Source organism: Ruegeria sp. BHSC037 (assembly GCF_059613045.1).
Map to the genome: position 1 here is coordinate 1 of NZ_JBXWRT010000009.1, position 19,219 is coordinate 19,219.

A 19,219-nucleotide genomic window follows, 5' to 3' on the forward strand; every position below is an offset into this window, starting at 1 on the left:
GTGCGCGCCTCGGCCATGGGTACCGGTGCCGCGATGCTGATGTGGATGATGGTCACGATGGTCTGGCCGTTGGTTGCGGGCGCCCCGGCCGGGGTTGTCGCGGGCTTTTACGGCGGGCCTGACGGGCCTGCGATCCTGCGCATGGGGCTGGGTGCCTTTGCGGCAGGAGCCGTGGTCATTCTGGTCGTCGGGATGCTGGTGTCGAGCCTGCTCTACGCGCGGTTCTCGGCCCGGGCTAGGGCCTGAATCAGCAGTTCCGGCACGCGCGCGCTCATCGGCAGGGCGCCGCTTAGGATACGTTCGGTGGGAAACCAGGCCGCGTCGAGCGCGTCGTCGCCGGCCTTGGGCGTGCCCGACTCGAACCGGCAGGCCACCCCCACCAGCAGGTAGTGCGCGCGGACTTGCCCGGTCTCGTCTCGGTGCAACAGGTCCAGGTTGCCCAGATAGTGCTGCGGGCTGGCGGTCACGCCGGTTTCCTCTAGCAACTCGCGGGCTGCGGCCTGCAGGACGGTCTCGCCCCACTCCACATGCCCACCGGGAAATCCCCAAAGCCCCGCATCTGGGGTCTTGCTGCGCTGTACCAGCAGCACCTGCCCGTCCTGCACCACCACGGCCAGGGCGCCGATTCGGGGGAACCGGCTCATAGGGTCAACCGGCGCTGCAGCCGCGGATGTCGACTGCGTGGCGCGCGCCCAGAACCGTGATCCGCAGGTTGGACCGGTCCAGAGCAAAGGGCCCGCCGTCGGCGCTGACCACCTCGGCCGAGGCAATCAGGGTGCCGCCCTGCCGGGTGGTTTCGGCCGGTGATACCCACAGCGCGGGGTTGCCCGGTTCGATCACCGCCACTTCCGCACCGCCGGCCGGCGGCATCGAGATCCTGACCTGCACCGACAGGCCATCCGCCGTGGGTTTCAGGTGGCAGGTGGCGGATGATACGCCGGCTTCGCGCTCGGAATAGGGCCTCTGTGCCAATGCCGCGGCAATGGCGGGATTGCGAGGCGCGCCCGCGTCCAGCGCGTGGTCAAAGCCCAGCGTGGCCGGAATGCACACGTCCTTGCAGACGCCCAGATCGACCTCGCCCCTCAGCCGAACCGGCTGGCCGGCGGTCTTGGGCGTGATCTTGATCGGCAGCACGACCTGCCTGGCGTAGCCGATCGATTTCAGGCCGTTCTGGTCGAATACCTCGGGTGCGGGCCAGATGACGGACACCGCGCCGACATTGTCGGACCGGCCCCAGTCGAACTGAGGGGGAATGCCGGAATCGCCGGGCGCGCGCCAATAGGTCTTCCAGCCATCCTCGAGCCGCAGGCGCAGAGCGCCCAGATAGGTGCCGTCCTGCGACAACCCTCCATCCAGGATGTCGAGTTGCACGATGTCGTCCACGCCCTGCGCCCGGACCGGCGCGGCCAGAAAAAGGCAGGTCGACAGGATCGTGGCAAGGGATTTGAACATGCTGGTCATGGTTCATACATGCGTGTTGTGGCCCGGTTTGCCAAGTCACGTTCCGGTCACCTGCGGCAAAGCTGCGAAATCTGGCGTGATCCCTTGCCAATCCGGGGCACGCGGGGCCATTGTGGGGGAATACGAAGAAAGAGTCTTCAACCGATGGATCTGACCGGAAAACTGTTGATCGCGATGCCCGGAATGGGCGATCCCCGCTTTGACCACTCGGTGGTCTACATCTGCAGCCATGGCGAGGATGGCGCGATGGGTCTGATCGTGAACAAGCCGTCGGACCTGCGGGTCAAGACGTTGCTGGGCCAATTGAACATCCCCTGTCAGATCCCGATCGTGGGCGAGCGCCTGGTGCATTTCGGCGGCCCGGTCGAGCTGTCGCGCGGGTTCGTTCTGCACAGTTCCGACTATGACGCGAACCTGCATTCGCTGCATGTGGCCGGCGATTTCAGCATGACCGCCACGCTGGACGTGCTCGAGGATATCGCCGCGGGCAAGGGGCCGCTGAACGCGATGCTGATGCTGGGCTATTCCGGCTGGGGGCCGGGGCAGCTGGAAGAAGAGATCGGCCTGAATGGCTGGCTGACCGCCGAGGCGACCTCGAAACTGGTCTTTGATCTGCCCGACGATGACAAGTGGGAGGCCGCTCTGGCTACGCTGGGGGTGGATCCGCTGACTCTGTCGGCCAGCGCCGGGCGGGCCTGATCAGGAATTGCGCGGGGCGGCGGCGCGGCGCAGGCGGTCGTTGATTGCGGCGCCCAAGCCGTGGCCGGGGATCGGGCTGACCGCGATCGGACGCCCGGATTTGTCCAGTTTGTGCAGATAGGCGAACAGGTTCGCAGCAGCCTCGAGCAGGTCGCCCCGTTCCGACAGGTTCAGATCGCAGGCCACCGGCCCGAAGCCCAGCAGCACCTCGTCCCCCCGGCGCTGTTCGGCGTTCAGTCGAACAGGGGCGTCCGGGGCGTAGTGCGACTGCAACTGCCCCGGCGCGGTCAGCAGGTCACCGGGCTTGTGATGGCTCAGCTTCGTGCCCAGAGCGGCTTCGATCTGCTCGGCGGCGACACCGCCCGGGCGCAGCAGGGCCGGTGCGCCAGCCAGCCCGACGATGGTCGATTCCAGGCCTACGGCACAGGGACCATCATCCAGGATCGCGGCAATGCGCCCGTCCAGACCTTCGCGTACATGGGCCGCGGTGGTGGGGCTGATCCGCCCCGATGGGTTGGCCGACGGCGCAGCCACGGGTCCGTCGACCGCGCGCAGCAGCGCCTGTGCGGTGGGGTGGGCCGGCACCCGAACGGCCAGCGTGTCCAGCCCCGCCGTCACCAGCGACGACACCCCGTGCCCCGCCCGCAGCGGCAGCACCAGCGTCAGTGGGCCGGGCCAGAAGGCATCCACAAGCTGCTGGGCCTGATCCGACCACTCCACGTGGCGCTGCGCCGCCTCGACCGAGGCGACATGGGCGATCAGCGGGTTGAAGCTGGGCCGGCCCTTGGCGGCATAGATCGCCGCGACCGCGTTGCCGTTGCGGGCATCGGCGCCCAGCCCATAGACCGTCTCGGTCGGAAAGGCGACCAGCCGGCCCTGGCGCAGCAACTCGGCAGCGTCGGCGATTCCGGCGGCATCGGCGGTCAGACTCTGCGTGTTCTGGAAGCTCATGGCTGGTGACGCGGCGTTTTGGTTGCTTGCAACAGGCGGACGGATAGGTAATCGAACAAGCTTGGATGAATACCGACGCGGGCCGTAGAAGCCAAGCCCGACAATGCGACCAACACAGGATTTCCGGGGGAAACCATGCCATATCGCGCGCCTATTTCCGATTACGAGTTTCTTTTGGGCCACGTCGTGGGCTTCAAGGACGTCGCCGCGACCGAGAAATTCGCCGAGGCCACCCCGGACGTGGTCAGCGCCATCCTGACCGAGGCCGGCAAGATGTGCGAAGAGGTGATGGCCCCGCTGCAGCGCCCCGGCGATCTGCACCCCGCGCGGCTGGAAAACGGGGTTCTGCGGACCTCGCCGGGCTATGCCGATGGCTGGAAAGCCATCGCCGAGGGTGGTTGGATCGGCATGAGCGGTGATCCGGAATACGGCGGCATGGGCCTGCCCATGACCGTGACCACCGCGGTGAACGAGATGATGAGCGCCGCCTGCCTGTCGCTGCAACTGGCCCCGCTGATGAGTCAGGGTCAGATTGAGGCGCTGGAACACCACGCCAGCGAGGAACTCAAGGCGCTGTACCTGCCCAAGCTGATGTCGGGCGAATGGTCGGGTACGATGAACCTGACCGAACCGCAGGCCGGGTCGGATGTGGGCGCGCTGACCTCCAGGGCCGAACCCAACGGCGATGGCACCTATTCGGTGACCGGGCAGAAGATCTACATCTCCTGGGGCGACAATGACTTCTGCGAGAATGTCTGCCACTTGGTTCTGGCCCGTCTGCCCGATGGCGCGCCGGGGACCAAGGGGATTTCCCTGTTCCTGGTGCCCAAGTTCATCCCCGATGATAACGGCAATCCGGGCGTGGCCAATGACCTGAAGGTGGTGTCGCTGGAACACAAGATGGGCCTGCATGGCTCGCCCACCTGCGTGATGCAGTATGACGGCGCCAAGGGCTGGCTGGTGGGCCAGGAACACAAGGGCATGGCCGCCATGTTCACGATGATGAACAACGCGCGCCTCGGCGTCGGCGGTCAGGGCGTGGGCGCGGCCGAGGGCGCCTATCAGCACGCGCTGGCCTATGCTCTGGAACGCAAGCAGGGCAAGACGCCTTCGGGCACGATCATCGATCATGCCGATGTGCGCCGGATGCTGATGGACATGCGGGCCGACCTGTTCGCCGCCCGTGCGATCATGCTGGCAAATGCCGCGGCCATCGACATGGCCAAGGCCACCGGCAACGCCGACTGGGCCGCGCGGGCGGCCCTGCTGACCCCGATCTGCAAAGCGTTCGGCACCCAGACCGGCATGCGCGTGGCAGAATCCGGCGTTCAGGTGCATGGCGGCATGGGATATATCGAGGAAACCGGCGCCGCGCAGTACTACCGCGATGTCCGCGTGACCGCGATCTACGAGGGTACCAACGGCATTCAGGCCATGGACCTTGTTGGCCGCAAGATGATGGACGGGGGCGAAGCCGCCGCCCGCCTGCTGGACGAGATCGAAGATCACGCCGAGCGCGCCCGCGCCACCGTGCCCGAGCTGGCCGGCCCGGTATGGGAGGCGACCGAATCCCTGCGCGAGGCGACCGAGTGGCTGGTGGCGCAAGAGGACATGAACAACCGCTTTGCCGGGGCCGTGGCCTATCTGAACGCCTTTGCTCGCGTGCTGGGCGCGCATTACCACCTGATCGCCGCTTTGGCCGATCCGGATGGTCCGCGCGCCAAGCTGGCGCGGTACTACATCGCCGCGCGCCTGCCGGAATACGCGGGCCTGCTGGATCAGGTGCAGATCGGGGCCAAAGACCTGTTCGCGCTCAGCGCCGACGAACTGGCCGCGTGATGGACGGCGCGCGGCCTCCGGCGTTTCGCCATCCCTGGCCCGAGCCGCCCGCGCCCGGACAGGCCACCGAAATCGCCGAGGGCGTGCTGTGGATGCGCCTGCCGCTGCCGATGGCGCTGGACCACGTTAACGTCTACGCGCTTGATGACGGCGATGGCTGGACGGTGATCGACACCGGGATTTCATCGAAAAAGACGCGCGGCCTGTGGTCCGACCTTATGGCCGGGCCGCTTGCGGGCAAGCCGGTGATCCGGGTGGTGGTTACGCATCACCACCCTGACCACGTCGGAAATGCCGGATGGTTCCAGTCGGAGCGTGGCGCCGATCTGGTTTCGAGCCGTACCGCATGGCTGTTCGCGCGAATGCTGACGCTGGACGTGCAGGAGAACTGGCCGGAAGAGACGCTGGAGTTCTACCGCAGCGCCGGCATGGCCCCCGAGATCCTGGCCAAGCGCATGTCCGAGCGGCCCTTCAATTTTGCCGACACGGTTTATCCGATGCCTCTGGGCTTTGTCCGCATCAAGCAGGGCGACGTGATCCGCATGGGCGGGCGTGATTGGGACGTGCATATGGGCAATGGTCATGCCCCCGAACACGCCACGTTCTGGAGCCGCGACGACAATCTGGTGATCTCGGGCGACCAGATCCTCAGCTCGATTAGCCCGAACCTGGGCGTCTATGCCACCGAACCGATGGCCGACCCGGTGGCTGACTGGCTGGAAGCCTGCGAGCGCCTGCAACAGTTGGCGCGGCCCGATCAGTTGGTGTTGCCGGGGCACAAGCTGCCCTTTGTCGGCCTGCCGATCCGCATGAAACAACTAATCGAGAACCATCACAGCGCTCTTGCACGCCTGCTGGACGATCTGAACGCGCCCAAGGCGGCGTCGGACTGTTTTGTGCCCCTGTTCAAACGTTCCATCCGTGAAGGTGAATACGGTCTTGCTCTGGTCGAGGCGGTTGCGCATCTGAACCATCTTTATCACACTGGAGCCGTGACCCGGGCGCGCCGTGAGGACGGCGCATGGGTGTATCAGCGCAAAGGTTGAGACGATGCAGGACAAGATCGAAACCTCGGCCGAGGCCGCCGAAGCGGCGGCTCTGCCCCGGTTTTATGAGGTGCATGCCGACCCGGACAGCACGTCGGGCACCAAGGATCTGCCCGAACCCCTGCGCCAGCCGGTCAACAGCAAAAGCCCCGCCCAATGGGCGTATGAGCGGCTGATCCTGTACATCCAGAATTTCGAAGAAACGCTGGATGCCGATCACGAGGTCGCCATGGGCTTTACCGGCGGTGACGCCGGTGTGATGCGGATCGAGGGGATGGGATATTTCGACCCCGACGTGATCACTTTCTACGGCTCGGACGGTTCGGGCGCACGCACCCAGCTGGTGCAGCATGTCAGCCAGCTGAACGTCATGCTGCGCGCCCTGCCCAAAACGGTCGAGGACAAGCCCGCCACCCGCATCGGCTTCCGCCTAGCGGCCAAGCTCGAGGAAGGCTGAGCGTCACGCTTGCAATTCGCATCTGCGCGGCCTTGAATGAATTCAGCATTCGAAGGGGGCCGGCGTGTCACATTTCTCAACCGTAACAGAAGCCTATCGCGGGGCGTGGGCCCGGCGCCGGACCTTTGTCCCCATCTATCTGGCGGTGCGGCTGCTGCTGATCGCGCTGATCGCACCCGGTGTCGCTTTCACCGTGAACCTGGCGGTGATGATGTCCGATCAAACAGCGCTGACCGATCAGGACATCGCGATGTTCATCCTGTCGCCGGTTGGTTTCGTGGCGGCGGTGGTCATTCTGGGCCTGTTCCTGCTGGCCGAGGTGTTCGTCTTTTCGGTCATGGCCGGATCGCTCAGGATCGGCGACAGTGACCCATGGCGGGCGGGCGGGTCGGCCTTGCGGTTGATCCTGTCGCGCCTGCCGTCGCTGTTTTCCTTCGCGGTGCGCTTCATTCTGCGCGTTCTTGTCCTGGCGGTGCCCTTCGTGGCGGTCGCGGGCCTGATCGCGTGGTGGACGCTGACCGAATACGACATCAACTATTACTTGACCTTTCACCCGCCCGCTTTCCGGGTGGCCGTCTCGCTGATCGGACTCGTGGTGCTGGCGTTGGCTTGGGTGCTGATCCGCCGCCTGTCGGCCTGGGCGCTGGCCCTGCATCTGGTGCTGTTCGAGGGCGTTGCCCCTTCAGGGGCCTTTGCCGAAAGTGCCCGGCGAATGGAGGGCAAGCGCGGCCGGTTGAAGATCGACCTGGCGCTGTGGCTGGTCGTACGTTTGGCGATCGCCGCGCTGATTGCCGCCGCGGCCAGCCTGTTGTTCCACCTTGTACCTCTCGAACAGGGCACGAACCTGCGGTTTGCCCTGACGCTCAGCCTGCTGGTGGCCGGGCTGTGGTCTCTGGCCGGATTGGTGCTGGCGGCGGTGGCGCTGGGCGCGCTGGCGGTTCTGCTGGATGCGTTTTTTGAACCGCGGGCGGCAGAGCTTCCTCATCCCGAAGCCGGAAACCTGCGTGCCCCGGTTTTGGTGACCGTCACCGCCGCCGTCGCCGCCCTGCTGGCCGGTATCTGGTTCAGCCAGGACGTGCTGGACCGGGTATCGGCGCCCGATCATGCCGACGTGATCGGCCACCGGGGCGCGGCGGCGCTGCGGCCGGAAAACACGATGGCCTCGGTCCTGAAGGCTATCGAAGACGGGGCCGACTGGGTCGAGATCGACGTGCAGGAAAGCGCCGACGGCGAGGTGATCGTGGCCCATGACAGCGACTTCATGAAGCTGGGCGGGGTCAATCTGAAGGTCTGGGATGCCACGATAGAGGATGTGGCGCAGATCGACATCGGCAGTTGGTTCGGGCCTGAATATGCCGATCAGCGCACTCCGACCCTGCGCGAGGTTCTTCAAGCTGCGAATGGTAAATCCAAGGTCATCATCGAACTGAAATACTATGGCCATGACGTGGACCTGGAAAACCGCGTGGCCGCCATCGTCGAAGAATTTGGGATGGAGCAGGACATCGCCACCATGTCGCTCAAATACCCGGCGGTGCAGAAGATGAAGGCGCTGCGCCCGGACTGGCGCGCCGGCGTTCTGGCCGCCACGGCGGTGGGCGATCTGACCGGGCTGGAGGGCGATTTCGTCGCGGTGAATGCCGGGATGGTCACGCCCGGGCTGATCCGCTCGGTCCATGATGCAGGCAAGGATATATATGTCTGGACGGTGAATGACCCGCTGCAGATGTCGTCGATGGCCTCGATGGGAGTCGATGGTCTGATCACCGACCGCCCTGCCATGGCGCGTGAGGTGCTGCGTGTCCGCGCCGAAATGGAACCTGGCGAGCGGCTGCTGCTGTGGTTGGCCACGACCTTTGGCCTGTCGGTCGATACCGAGGCGATGCGCGATGAAAGCCCGTAAGCTGTGGCCGCTTCTGGCCTGCCTAGCTCTGCCCGTTGCCGCGCAAGACGTGATGCGCAGTGTGGAACTGCCGGCGCACCGGGCCTTGATCTCTCAATCGGTGGATCATTCGCTGACGCCGTTCGAAAGCGACGGCTGTTCGGGCGGTATGTCGGCCAGCTGGCGATTGGTCGCGGACACTTTTCCCAGCTTCGCCGCGGTCTACGAGGCACACCCGCCGTGGGAATCCTGCTGCGTGACACATGACCGTGCCTATCACGATGCGGGCGGAGCGGTGACGCCCGAGGCCAGCTATGACGCGCGCCTCGCCGCCGACCGGGCCTTGCGCCAATGCGTCAAGGATTTCGGGGCCGATCAGGCCCAGGACTATGCCGCCCGCTATGACATGACGCCCCAACAGGTGATTTCGGCCATGTCGATCACGGCCGAGGCGATGTATATGGCGGTGCGTTTCGGCGGCGGGCCCTGCACCGGACTGCCGTGGCGCTGGGGGTTTGGCTACCCGGACTGTTCGATATTTGCCGGAGAACCGCCGGGGCAGGATCAAGATGGTCTAACTGCGCGCGATTGACGTCGTGACACGGCCGAAAATATCATTTATCCAATCGGGCAAACACGCGAATTGGGATTCTTGGACACATGGCTGACTACAAGCACGGCGAGATGGACATCACCGAACAGAGCAAAACTTTCAACGGTTTCGTCAAGTTCACCACCTGGTCGGTGGCGGTGATCTTCTTCGTTCTTCTGTTCCTCGCGATCTTCGCGGCCTGATCCAGAAAAGATCGGCATGTTGCGGATTCTGATCGCCTCCCTGCTGGCGGTTGCGGTGGCGGGCTGTACTGGCTCGCAACGCCCTCAGGCCGATCCGGCCGAGATCGTGGCGCGGTCGTACCGCGATCCGGGTCCGCCGACCTTGACCCTCTACACGATGATCAACACGCGCACGGGGGCTGGAGCGCACACGTCGCTGATGATCAGCGCTAGCGAGCGGGTGATCTTCGACCCGGCCGGGTCATTCCGTGCCGATGTGGTGCCGATCAAGGATGACGTTCTTTATGGCATCACCCCCGCGGTCGAGCGCGCCTATCGCAGTTCGCACGCGCGTGAGACGCATTATGCGCGCATCCAGACCATCCAGGTGACGCCCCAGCAGGCCGAGATCGCCTATCAAGTGGCCAAACAGTTGGGCCCGGTTCCGGGGGCCTACTGCGCCCACTCGGCCGCGCGGCTGCTGCAGCAGGTGCCGGGGTTCGAACAGATCAAGACCACTTTCTATCCGGTCAAGCTGTCCGATCAGTTCGGACAGATTCCAGGGGTCGTCACGACGGAATACCGGGAAAATGACAGCGCCGATCTGCAGGCCGGGTTGGCCGCGAACAATGCGCTGCTCAACCAGCTTGAGACGGCCTCAGCCCAGTAGGTAGAGCATCCCGTACAGCGTGCCGGCCCCGGCAAAGATCGCGGCCAGCACGTTTCGGGTGATCAGGCCCACGCTCAGCGCGACCACCGCGGCCGACATACGGGGCAGGTCGGGCTGGCCACCCGTTGCGGTCGGCCAGACCACCAGCGGCGCAATCAGCGCCGGCAGAATTGCCGCCGCGGTATAGCGCAGATGCCGCAGCAGCCAAGGCGGCATCGGCCGGTCTCCGATCAGGCCGATGAAGACGAAACGCAAGCCGTAGCTGCCGATCGCCAGCCCGAGGATGATGGTCCAGATGGTGATCGGATCGGGCGCGCTCATGGCAGGGCCTTTCTACGTTCCAGCATCACCTCCGCCTGCGCCCCGGCCACCATGCCCGCGCAGCCTGCGATCAGCAGGCCCAGATTGTACGGCACCCCTGCGCACAGCAGCGACACGATGATGGCCACCAGCGCGGCGATCACATGAGCCGGGGTGCGCATCATCGGGCCGATCATCGCCAGAAAGGTGATCGGCAGAGCGAAATCCAGCGCCCAGCTTTCGGGAATTCGCGTGCCCAGAACCGCGCCCAGATAGGTGGCCAGTATCCAAAGCGGCGTGATCGGCGTGACCGAGCCGACGAAATACGCCATGCGCTGGGCGACGGTCATGCCTGGTTCCTTCTCGAACTGCACGATCGAGCAGGCATAGGACTGGTCCACCGTCAGATAGGCGGCGAAGGCGCGTTGCCACAGCGGCGCCGCGCCCAGATAGGGCGTCAGCGAGGCCGAGTACATCGCCATCCGCAGATTCACCGCCAGGGCCGAGATCAGGATGATCGCGGTGGGCGTTCCGTCCTGCAGCAGTTGCAGGGCGGCGAACTGCGCGGCCCCCGCGAACACGGTTGAAGTAAAGGCCATGGTCTGCACGATGTTCAGCCCGGCCTCGGTCGCGAAGACGCCGAACAGAGTGCCGAAGGGCACCGCCACGAAGACGAACGGGGTCCCGTCGCGAAAACCCTGCCAATAGTATGACTTGGATGTGGAGGTTGCCATGGCTAGATCCTATGGTGGTCTGCGCAGCAGTAGCGGGTCAGAGAGAGGGTTGCAATTGGCCACTGAAGTCGATCTGTCGGAATACATCATCGCCCCCGATCCGGGCGCGGCGCGGTTGACCCGCGCGGTCGAGGGGGTGGACCAGAATGGCGAGGTCAGCCGTATCTCGGTCGTCGAAGAGCGCCCGCTGACGATCTTCCTCAATTCGCAAGAGATCGTGACCGCAATGACCATCGGCGATTACCCCGAATATCTGGCTCTGGGATTTTTGCGCAACCAGGGCATGTTGCGCCCCGATGACGAGATCACGCGCGTCGATTACGATGACGATCTGGAGACCGTGGTGGTGCGCACCGCCCGCGAAACCTCGTACGAGGACAAGCTGAAGAAAAAGACCCGCACCAGCGGCTGCGCGGTGGGCACGGTGTTCGGCGACATGATGGAGGGGCTGGAAGGCGTGCGCCTGCCGCAGGTTCAGGTGCGCACCTCGTGGCTGTATGATCTGGCGGCCAAGATCAACCGCACGCCATCGCTGTACCTGCAGGCCGGGGCGATCCACGGCACGGTTCTGTGTCGCGAGAGTCGCCCGCTGGTCTATATGGAGGACGTGGGCCGCCACAACGCGGTGGACAAGATCGCCGGCTGGATGCTGTCCGAAGGCGAGGCGGCCGGCGACAAGATCCTGTACACCACCGGGCGGCTGACCTCGGAGATGGTGATCAAGACGGCGATGATGGGCATCCCGGTTCTGGCCTCGCGATCGGGCTTTACGGCCTGGGGCGTCGAAATCGCGCGCGAGGTCGGCCTGACCCTGATCGGCCGGATGCGCGGCCAGCGCTTTGTGTGCCTGTCGGGCGAGGACCGGCTGCTGCGCGACGCGGACCCGGCCAGCGTGCCGGTCGAGGACCGGAAGCACCGAAGGAAAAGTGCCGATGGGAGTTGAAACATCACGCCCCCTCGGCGTCATACTGGCCGGAGGTCTGGCCACGCGGATGGGCGGCGGCGACAAGGGGTTGTTGCAACTGGGTGGGCAAAGCTTGTTGGCGCATGTGATCGACCGGCTGGTGCCGCAGGTGGCCGGGCTGGCGCTGAACGCCAATGGCGATCCGGCACGCTTTGCTGATCTTGGCCTGCCGGTCCTGCCGGACAGCATCGCGGGTTACGCTGGTCCCTTGGCGGGTGTGCTGGCCGGGTTGGATTGGGCGGCGGGGCAGGGCGCTGATTGTATCGTCACCGCTGCCGCCGACACGCCGTTCTTCCCGCGCGATCTGGTCGACCGGCTAGTGCTGGCGGCGCAGGGGCAGGCTCATCCGCTGGTTCTGGCCACCACGCCGCGCACCGGTGACGAGGCGCTGAAATCCGGCGGTGGCCGCCGGATCAACCGGCACCCGACCTTTGGCCTGTGGCCGGTGGCTCTGCGCGACGACCTGCGCGCGGCCCTGACGGACGGGTTGCGCAAGGTGGTTCTGTGGACCGACCACCATGACGGGCGCGAGGCGCTGTTTCCGGCCGATCCTTTCGATCCGTTCTTCAACGTCAACACGCCACAAGATCTGATCCGGGCGCAGCAACTGTTGGAGCGGGCATGAAGGTCTATGGCGTTACCGGCTGGAAGAATGCGGGCAAGACCGGATTGATGGAGCGGCTAGTGGCTGAGATCACTGGACGCGGGTTCAGTGTCTCGACCGTCAAACACGCTCACCACGCGGTTGACGTGGACCAGCCGGGCACCGACAGCCACCGTCACCGAACCGCCGGGGCGTCCGAGGTCCTGCTGGCATCCAGCCGCCGCATCGCCTTGATGCAAGAGCTGCGCGGCGCGCCCGAGCCGCCGTTGGACGACCTTCTAGTGCGTCTGTCCCCGGTCGATCTGGTGTTGGTCGAGGGTTACAAGCACGCGCGCCACCCCAAGGTCGAGGCCTTTCGCGCCCAGCCCGGAAACCCGCTGATCGCCGCCGACGATCCGACGATCCGCGCGGTGGCCAGCGACACGCCGCTGGATTTGGACCGTCCGGTCTTTGATCTGAACGACACGCCGGCCATTGCCGATTTCATCCTAGCCGAGGTCGGCTTGGGGCCGCGGCCCAGCCCCTGACCATGCCCGAGGACCGGATCATGCCGAAGATTGCGCCTCCACCGCTGAAAAACGACTGTTTCGCCCTGCCGCCGGGGGTCGAATGGACCCCGGTCGATGACGCGCTGGCCCTGTTGCGCGACCGGTTGCACCCGGTTGCCAATGTCGAGACCCTGCCCGTTGGTCAAGCCTGCGGGCGCGTTCTAGCGCAGGACGTGATCGCACAACGGTCGAATCCGCCGCTGCCCAACACGGCGGTGGACGGGTACGGCTTTGCCGGTGGTCGGCCCGAGGGCCCGCATGTCTTGCTGCTGACCGAGGGGCGCGCGGCGGCGGGTGTGCCTTTCGCGGGGATTGTGCCGGCGGGTCAGGCGCTGCGCGTTCTGACCGGCGCACCGCTGCCCGAGGGGGTGGACACCGTCATTCTCGAAGAAGATGTGGCCGTGCAGGACGGCCACATCGCCTTCAATGGGCCTTTGAAGGCCGGTGCCAACACGCGCAAGGCGGGCGAAGACGTGCAGGCTGGAGCCTTGGTTCTGCCTGCCGGGCGACGCCTGACACCCGCCGATCTGGCGCTGCTGTCGGCGGTGGGCGTGGCCGAGGTCCCGGTCCGCACCCCCTTGCGCGTGGGGGTTATGTCCACCGGCGATGAATTGCGTGATCCGGGCCAGGCCGCGGGGCCGGGTCAGATCTATGATGCGAACCGCCCGATGCTGTTGGCGATGCTGCAACGGATGGGCTTTGTGCCGGTCGATCTGGGCCGCGTGGGTGACGACCGGACCGTGCTGCGAGACCGGCTGGACCAGGCCCCGCAACAGACCGACGCGATCCTGACCAGCGGCGGCGCTTCGGCGGGGGACGAGGATCATGTCTCGGCCCTGTTGCGGGCGGCGGGGGCCTTGCAGGAATGGCGCATCGCGCTGAAGCCGGGCCGCCCGCTGGCGCTGGGCCTGTGGCGGGGCACGCCGGTGTTCGGCCTGCCGGGCAATCCGGTGGCGGCGATGATCTGCACTCTGATCTTTGCCCGGCCCGCGCTGGGCCTGATGGCGGGAGAGGGTTGGCAGCAGCCGCAGGGCTTTGACTTGCCCGCCGCGTTCGCCAAGCGCAAGAAACCGGGCCGCCGTGAATACCTGCGCGCCCGGGTCCGCGACGGTCGGGTCGAAGTGTTCCACTCGGAAGGGTCGGGTCGCATCAGCGGGCTCAGCTGGGCCGAAGGGCTGGTCGAACTGCCGGACGGCCCGCTGGACATCCAGCCCGGAGACCCGATTCGCTTCATACCCTATGGCAGTTTCGGCCTGTGACGGTTTCGGTCTCTCGCGGGTTTTCCCCCGATGCGCCCGCGCGGGCGGCTGAGCGGTTCTGGCAGGCGTTTTTGGGCAAACTGTCGCGCGTCATAAGGCCGGACGCGCGCGGCATGGCCTTTTTTCGAACGGGCGCTGAACCCCGATTTCGCTCTGGTGGCGCGGGATGCGGATGGTCGGATGCCGGGGTTGGCGGGGCAAAAGACCCGCGACGGCGGGCTGACGCAGGGCGGGCTGGGGGCGGGCCGGCGGATCTGGCCCGGGTCTATGGCTGGTTCGGCGCCCTATGGCGCGGCCTGATCCTGAGCGTTCTGGAGCGCGACCTGAAGCCGGGCGTGTTCCAGTTGGATGGCATATGCGTAGCGACCGAGGCGCGCGGGCAGGGTGTCGGGACCCTATTACTGCGGGCGATCAAGGACGAGGCACAGGGGTTGGGCATGCACGAGGTGCAACTGGACGTGATCGACACCAACCCGCGCGCGCGTATCCTGTACAAGCGCGAAGGGTTTTAGGAGATCGGGCAGGACCGTACCGGCCCGTTCAAACACCTGTTCGGCTTCAGTTCGGCCACGAAAATGCGGTGGGTGGTGCCGGACGGTGGCTAGTCGAAGGTTCCGGCCACCCGGCCCAGCAGCATGAAGGCGCGCGCCGTGCGCGTGTCGCCCAAAGCGGTCAGGTCGGCGTCGCTGGCCTGAGGTTCGAACTCGACGATCATGGTGTCGAAGCGGCGCAGGAAGTGATGCACCGCATCGCGAAAGATCGGGTCCTGCTTCATCCGCGCCGAGGTCAGCGCCAGGCACGACCGGTCGCGGATACCGCCCAACGCGGCGACCGCACGTCCCCGTTCGCCCTTGGCGAACTGCCGCCAGACCTCGGGGCGGGCCATGTCGGGGCGCAGGTCGTCCATGTAGATGCCTTCCTGGCTGAGCAGGGTCAGCACGTCCTCGGCGGCCTGCACCAGTTGCGCGGTCTTGCGGTCTTTCATGGCGCGGCGCAGGGCGTTGAAGCCTTCGGTGTCCTCGGCGGTTTCGGGAAAGTTCAGCGCGCGGATGAAAATGTCGGTGGGCAGAGGAGTCGCTAACTCTTCGACCGGGGTGCCCAGTTCCAACGAGGTCTGGCCCGAGGGCGCAGCAGGTCTTGCCTGCGGCGCAAGATCCCGCCGCTTGCTGGAGAACGTGGCCAGCGTGCTTTGGGTGTGCCGGGCAGCCGCAGCGATTTCATCCAGTTTCCGGGCCACCGCGGGTTCGTAGGTGCTGGCCGACCGCTGTTGCTGCGATACATAAGCTTGGCGGATCGCGTCGATCGCGGTCTGCAGCCGGGCGCTTTCTTCGCGCATGATGCGGCTGGCGCGCATGGCCAGCGCCCCGACCCAGATCATCGCCACCGGCATGAACACCGCCAGCAGCATCACGATGAAACTGCCGGCCTGCGTCTGCTCGGGCAGCACCAGAAAGACCACGGCCACCACCAGCCAGATCAGGCTGAGGGCCGCGGCCGCAATCTCGATCCCGGTGACGCTGGGGCGGCCCGGACGGTCATAGATGCCCAGCCAGGTGGGCCGTTTGCTGTCCGGATCAGGGTCTTGGCCCGACATGGCGCGCTCCGATCAGGCGTAGTGGATGCTCAGCACTTCGTACGAGCGCACGCCGCCGGGGGTGCGCACTTCGACGCTGTCGCCTTCTTCCTTGCCGATCAGGGCACGGGCGATGGGCGATTTGATGTTCAGCAGGCCCTTTTCGATATTGGCCTCATGCTCTCCCACGATCTGCCAGGTCTTTTCCTCGTTGGTGTCCTCGTCCACCAGCGTGACCTTGGCGCCGAACTTGATCGCGCCCGACAGTTTGGTCGGATCGATCACGTCCGCCAGCGACAGAACGCCTTCCAGTTCCTTGATGCGGCCTTCGATGAAGCCCTGTTTTTCGCGGGCCGAGTGGTATTCTGCGTTTTCCTTCAGGTCGCCCAGTTCGCGCGCCGAGGCGATGGCCTCGATGATCGCGGGGCGTTCAACGGACTTGAGTTGTTTGAGCTCTGCCTCGAGCGCGGCAAAGCCCGCGGGCGTCATCGGGATCTTTTCCATATCTTCTTTTTTCCACGCACAAATTGAGTCGCCCCGCCGCATGAGACCAGCGTCGGGGCGAAAGATCGGTTGGCAATTACCTGACCCAAATATGGCGTGAAATGCAAGAGGCCAAGGGGTTTGGTCCCTGCAATCCGCAACTTAACGCCGTCGGGGTGGTGGGGGTTTCCGATTGTGCCGATGCCCCAGCAGATCACCGCGTTTCCAACGATGCGCCTCGGCGCCGAACCAGAGCATCTCAATCATATTGAACGACCTCGAATTCAATGCCGTTGTCGTCGTCGAAATAGAACCGGCGACCGGGTTCATAATCGGCGTGGTTGTGCGGCTCGAAGCCCGCGGCGCGGACCTTGGCTTCGGTTGCGTCGATGTCCTCGACCAGCACGCCCACATGGTTCAGCCCGCCGATGGTGTCATAGCTGCTTTCGCCCGACGGTTTCGGGTCGGCCGGGGCGTAAAGCGCCAGATAGGTATGCGCGCTGCCCACATGCACGGTATAGCCGCCCGCGATGGCCGGGCCTTCCCAGCGGGTTTTCCATCCGAATACGTCCTGCATCCAGACGGCGGTCGCCTGCGGGTTGCGGACGGTGAAGTTCGTGTGTTCCAGCGTCGCCATCATGGGGTCTCCTTTTCATGTTCAGGCTTGTTTCGACTCACCGTAATTCCTAAACCTAACTTTAGCTCAAGAGATTTTTTTCGGGAGGAGATCATGCCCGCATCCGAGGGCCTTTCCATCGGCGCGCTGGCGCGTCGCACGGGGTTGGCGGTATCCGCCATCCGCTATTACGAGGCGCAGGGGCTGATTTCCCCGTGGCGCAATCCGGGCGGTCAGCGGAGGTACCAGCGCGCCGACATCCGTCGGCTGAGTTTCGTGATGATCGCCCAGCAGTTCGGCCTGACCCTGCCTGAAATCCGCGAGGTTCTGGCCGGGCTGCCCGACAACCGCACGCCTACACCTGCGGATTGGAAAAAGATCAGCCTTGGCCTGCGCGCGCATCTGGATCAGCGAATCGACACTCTGCTGCGTCTGCGTGACAATCTGGACGGCTGCATCGGCTGCGGCTGCCTGAGCCTGCCGAAATGCGCACTCTACAACCCCGACGACCGGGCAAAAACCTATGGTAGCGGTCCCAGGTACCTGATGGGTGACGCGCCCGAGGGCTGATCTGCCGCATTGCAGCAATGTTACGCCGTGTTTTGATTGACCAAGGTCTTTTCCAGCAGGTAATCAGCCGGGAAACAAAATTTCGCCGAGCCCGCGCCCCAGGCGCCAATTCGGATAGTTAGCGGAGGAGCCCACGATGGCCGAAATTGAACGCGAAGCGATGGAATACGACGTGGTGATCGTGGGCGCAGGCCCCGCGGGCCTGTCTGCGGCCATCCGTCTGAAACAGCTCGACGCAGATCTGAACGTCGTGGTGCTGGAAAAGGGGTCCGAGGTTGGCGCGCATATCCTGTCGGGCGCGGTGCTGGACCCGTGCGGCCTGGATGCGCTGATCCCCGACTGGAAGGAAAAGGGCGCGCCTCTGAACGTGCCTGTGCGCGAAGACAATTTCTATATGTTGGGCGAGGCCGGCCAGCTGCGCATCCCGAACTGGCCGATGCCGCCGCTGATGAACAATCACGGCAACTACATCGTCTCGATGGGCAATGTCTGCCGATGGATGGCCGAACAGGCCGAGGCGCTGGGCGTCGAGATCTTCCCCGGCATGGCCTGTTCAGAATTGGTCTATGGCGACAATGGCGAGGTCAAGGGTGTCGTGGCCGGCGTGTTCGGGCTGGAGCCTGACGGATCTTATGGCCCCAACACCGAACCGGGGATGGAACTGCACGGAAAATACGTCTTCCTCTCGGAAGGGGTGCGTGGGTCGCTGTCCAAGGAAGTGATCGCCAAATATGACCTGCAGGCCGGGAAAGAGCCGCAGAAATACGGCATCGGCATGAAAGAGATCTGGGAGATCGACCCCGCCAAGCACAAGGAAGGCAGCGTCACCCACACGATGGGCTGGCCGCTGGGCGGCAATGCCGGGGGCGGGTCGTTCATCTATCACCTGGAAAACAACCAGGTCTATGTGGGCTTCGTGGTGCACCTGAACTACAAGAACCCGCACCTGTTCCCCTACATGGAATTCCAGCGGTTCAAGCATCACCCGATGGTGGCCGACCTGCTGAAAGGCGGCAAGCGCGTGGCCTATGGCGCCCGCGCGATCACCGAGGGCGGGTACCAGTCGATGCCGAAGCTGGTGGCGCCGGGCGTGGCTCTGCTGGGCTGTTCGGCGGGCATGGTCAACGTGCCTCGGATCAAGGGCAACCACAACGCGATGCTGTCGGGCAAGGCAGCCGCCGAGGCCGCGTTCGAGGCCATCAAGGCCGGCCGCGGTGGCGACGAGTTGACCGATTACGAGACCGAAGTGCGCAACGGTGCCATCGGCGCCGATCTGAAAAAGGTCCGCAACGTTAAGCCGATGTGGTCGAAATGGGGCCTGACCGCCTCGCTGGCTCTGGGTGGTCTGGACATGTGGACCAACACACTGGGCTTTTCGCTGTTCGGCACGCTAGGTCACGGCAAGACCGATGCCGAAGCCACCGAAGAAGCCAGCAAGCATCAGCCCATCGACTATCCGAAACCCGACGGCACCCTGTCCTTCGACCGGCTGACCAATGTGGCGTTTTCCTTCACCAACCACGAGGAAAGCCAGCCCTGCCACCTCAAGCTGGCCGACCCCCAGATCCCGGTGAAAGTGAACCTGCCGAAATATGACGAACCCGCTCAGCGGTACTGCCCGGCGGGCGTCTACGAGATCGTGCGCGACGAGGATCAGCCGCGTTTCGTGATCAACTTCCAGAACTGCGTGCACTGCAAGACCTGCGACATCAAGGATCCCAGCCAGAACATCAACTGGACCACGCCGCAGGGTGGGGACGGTCCGAACTATCCCAACATGTAGGCAGGA

At 65.1% G+C, this 19,219-nt stretch carries 24 protein-coding genes; 16 read left to right on the forward strand and 8 right to left on the reverse strand.

Annotated features, from left to right (window positions below):
• On the forward strand, positions 1–246 hold a 246-nt coding region (locus AC2FMN_RS10210; protein WP_496687951.1), incomplete at its 5' end, for a hypothetical protein.
• Here AC2FMN_RS10210 and AC2FMN_RS10215 read toward each other — a convergent pair.
• Positions 213–644 carry an NUDIX hydrolase gene (locus tag AC2FMN_RS10215; protein ID WP_496683059.1) on the reverse strand — a complete coding sequence of 144 codons (432 nt, stop codon included), beginning with the start codon at positions 642–644 and terminating at the stop codon, positions 213–215. The two genes, AC2FMN_RS10210 and AC2FMN_RS10215, sit on opposite strands and share 34 nt — an antisense overlap.
• 4 nt (positions 645–648) lie before the next feature.
• Positions 649–1,461, reverse strand: coding sequence for a protein-disulfide reductase DsbD domain-containing protein (locus AC2FMN_RS10220; RefSeq protein WP_496687953.1), 813 nt, complete (start codon positions 1,459–1,461; stop codon positions 649–651).
• Positions 1,462–1,605: 144 nt separating this feature from the next.
• Between AC2FMN_RS10220 and AC2FMN_RS10225 the strand changes: the two genes are divergently transcribed.
• On the forward strand, positions 1,606–2,160 hold the full coding sequence (locus AC2FMN_RS10225) for a YqgE/AlgH family protein (RefSeq protein ID WP_490359821.1): 555 nt from the start codon (positions 1,606–1,608) through the stop codon (positions 2,158–2,160).
• On the opposite strand, the gene AC2FMN_RS10230 is transcribed toward AC2FMN_RS10225, so the two are convergent.
• Entirely contained in the window at positions 2,161–3,111 is a 951-nt protein-coding gene (locus AC2FMN_RS10230) for an L-threonylcarbamoyladenylate synthase (protein ID WP_496687955.1), read from the reverse strand.
• Between the two features lie 135 nt (positions 3,112–3,246).
• On the opposite strand from AC2FMN_RS10230, the gene AC2FMN_RS10235 reads away from it, so the two are divergent.
• The 7 genes from AC2FMN_RS10235 (at position 3,247) to AC2FMN_RS10265 (ending at position 9,779) form a co-directional block, all read left to right on the forward strand.
• Positions 3,247–4,950, forward strand: coding sequence for an acyl-CoA dehydrogenase (locus AC2FMN_RS10235; RefSeq protein ID WP_496687957.1), 1,704 nt, complete (start codon positions 3,247–3,249; stop codon positions 4,948–4,950).
• On the forward strand, positions 4,950–5,996 hold the full coding sequence (locus AC2FMN_RS10240; RefSeq protein ID WP_496687960.1) for an MBL fold metallo-hydrolase: 1,047 nt from the start codon (positions 4,950–4,952) through the stop codon (positions 5,994–5,996). Before AC2FMN_RS10235 ends, AC2FMN_RS10240 begins: the two co-directional genes overlap by 1 nt.
• 4 nt (positions 5,997–6,000) lie before the next feature.
• Complete coding sequence (locus tag AC2FMN_RS10245; protein ID WP_496683048.1) at positions 6,001–6,453, forward strand: DUF6173 family protein; 453 nt, start codon at positions 6,001–6,003, stop codon at positions 6,451–6,453.
• A gap of 64 nt (positions 6,454–6,517) precedes the next feature.
• Positions 6,518–8,356 carry a glycerophosphodiester phosphodiesterase family protein gene (locus tag AC2FMN_RS10250; RefSeq protein WP_496687963.1) on the forward strand — a complete coding sequence of 613 codons (1,839 nt, stop codon included), beginning with the start codon at positions 6,518–6,520 and terminating at the stop codon, positions 8,354–8,356.
• On the forward strand, positions 8,343–8,927 hold the full coding sequence (locus AC2FMN_RS10255) for a hypothetical protein (protein ID WP_496687965.1): 585 nt from the start codon (positions 8,343–8,345) through the stop codon (positions 8,925–8,927). The genes AC2FMN_RS10250 and AC2FMN_RS10255 overlap by 14 nt, the downstream gene beginning before the upstream one ends.
• Positions 8,928–8,995: 68 nt before the next feature.
• Positions 8,996–9,130: an aa3-type cytochrome c oxidase subunit IV gene (locus AC2FMN_RS10260; protein ID WP_496683040.1), complete on the forward strand. Its 135-nt coding sequence runs from the start codon at positions 8,996–8,998 to the stop codon at positions 9,128–9,130.
• Between the two features lie 16 nt (positions 9,131–9,146).
• Entirely contained in the window at positions 9,147–9,779 is a 633-nt protein-coding gene (locus AC2FMN_RS10265; protein ID WP_496687967.1) for a hypothetical protein, read from the forward strand.
• Here the strand turns inward: AC2FMN_RS10265 and AC2FMN_RS10270 are convergent.
• Both AC2FMN_RS10270 and AC2FMN_RS10275 read right to left on the reverse strand, forming a co-directional pair.
• On the reverse strand, positions 9,768–10,100 hold the full coding sequence (locus tag AC2FMN_RS10270; protein WP_496683035.1) for an AzlD domain-containing protein: 333 nt from the start codon (positions 10,098–10,100) through the stop codon (positions 9,768–9,770). The genes AC2FMN_RS10265 and AC2FMN_RS10270 overlap by 12 nt on opposite strands.
• Positions 10,097–10,813, reverse strand: coding sequence for an AzlC family ABC transporter permease (locus AC2FMN_RS10275; RefSeq protein WP_496687970.1), 717 nt, complete (start codon positions 10,811–10,813; stop codon positions 10,097–10,099). The genes AC2FMN_RS10270 and AC2FMN_RS10275 overlap by 4 nt, the downstream gene beginning before the upstream one ends.
• On the opposite strand from AC2FMN_RS10275, the gene AC2FMN_RS10280 reads away from it, so the two are divergent.
• From AC2FMN_RS10280 to AC2FMN_RS10300, 5 genes are all read left to right on the forward strand, one after another.
• Positions 10,812–11,756, forward strand: coding sequence for a formate dehydrogenase accessory sulfurtransferase FdhD (locus tag AC2FMN_RS10280; protein WP_496687973.1), 945 nt, complete (start codon positions 10,812–10,814; stop codon positions 11,754–11,756). The genes AC2FMN_RS10275 and AC2FMN_RS10280 overlap by 2 nt on opposite strands.
• Positions 11,746–12,402 (forward strand): molybdenum cofactor guanylyltransferase MobA, encoded by a 657-nt coding sequence (gene mobA / locus AC2FMN_RS10285; RefSeq protein ID WP_496687975.1) that lies wholly within the window; start codon positions 11,746–11,748, stop codon positions 12,400–12,402. The genes AC2FMN_RS10280 and mobA overlap by 11 nt, the downstream gene beginning before the upstream one ends.
• Complete coding sequence (gene mobB / locus AC2FMN_RS10290) at positions 12,399–12,908, forward strand: molybdopterin-guanine dinucleotide biosynthesis protein B (protein WP_496687978.1); 510 nt, start codon at positions 12,399–12,401, stop codon at positions 12,906–12,908. Before mobA ends, mobB begins: the two co-directional genes overlap by 4 nt.
• Positions 12,909–12,928: 20 nt before the next feature.
• Positions 12,929–14,188 carry a molybdopterin-binding protein gene (locus tag AC2FMN_RS10295; protein WP_496687981.1) on the forward strand — a complete coding sequence of 420 codons (1,260 nt, stop codon included), beginning with the start codon at positions 12,929–12,931 and terminating at the stop codon, positions 14,186–14,188.
• A 113-nt stretch (positions 14,189–14,301) separates the two neighbouring features.
• Positions 14,302–14,700 (forward strand): GNAT family N-acetyltransferase, encoded by a 399-nt coding sequence (locus AC2FMN_RS10300; RefSeq protein WP_496687984.1) that lies wholly within the window; start codon positions 14,302–14,304, stop codon positions 14,698–14,700.
• An 89-nt stretch (positions 14,701–14,789) separates the two neighbouring features.
• Here the strand turns inward: AC2FMN_RS10300 and AC2FMN_RS10305 are convergent, their stop codons facing one another.
• The 3 genes from AC2FMN_RS10305 to AC2FMN_RS10315 all read right to left on the reverse strand — a co-directional run bounded on the left by AC2FMN_RS10305 (position 14,790) and on the right by AC2FMN_RS10315 (position 16,884).
• Positions 14,790–15,782: a hypothetical protein gene (locus AC2FMN_RS10305; RefSeq protein ID WP_496687987.1), complete on the reverse strand. Its 993-nt coding sequence runs from the start codon at positions 15,780–15,782 to the stop codon at positions 14,790–14,792.
• A 12-nt stretch (positions 15,783–15,794) separates the two neighbouring features.
• Positions 15,795–16,265 (reverse strand): transcription elongation factor GreA, encoded by a 471-nt coding sequence (gene greA, locus AC2FMN_RS10310; protein WP_496687990.1) that lies wholly within the window; start codon positions 16,263–16,265, stop codon positions 15,795–15,797.
• A 238-nt stretch (positions 16,266–16,503) separates the two neighbouring features.
• A complete protein-coding gene (locus AC2FMN_RS10315) occupies positions 16,504–16,884 on the reverse strand; it encodes a VOC family protein (RefSeq protein WP_496687993.1) in 381 nt (126 codons plus the stop codon).
• 90 nt (positions 16,885–16,974) lie between these two features.
• On the opposite strand from AC2FMN_RS10315, the gene soxR reads away from it, so the two are divergent.
• Entirely contained in the window at positions 16,975–17,430 is a 456-nt protein-coding gene (gene soxR / locus AC2FMN_RS10320; RefSeq protein WP_496683011.1) for a redox-sensitive transcriptional activator SoxR, read from the forward strand.
• A gap of 136 nt (positions 17,431–17,566) precedes the next feature.
• Complete coding sequence (locus tag AC2FMN_RS10325) at positions 17,567–19,213, forward strand: electron transfer flavoprotein-ubiquinone oxidoreductase (protein WP_496687996.1); 1,647 nt, start codon at positions 17,567–17,569, stop codon at positions 19,211–19,213.
• The last annotated feature ends 6 nt before the right edge of the window (positions 19,214–19,219 follow it).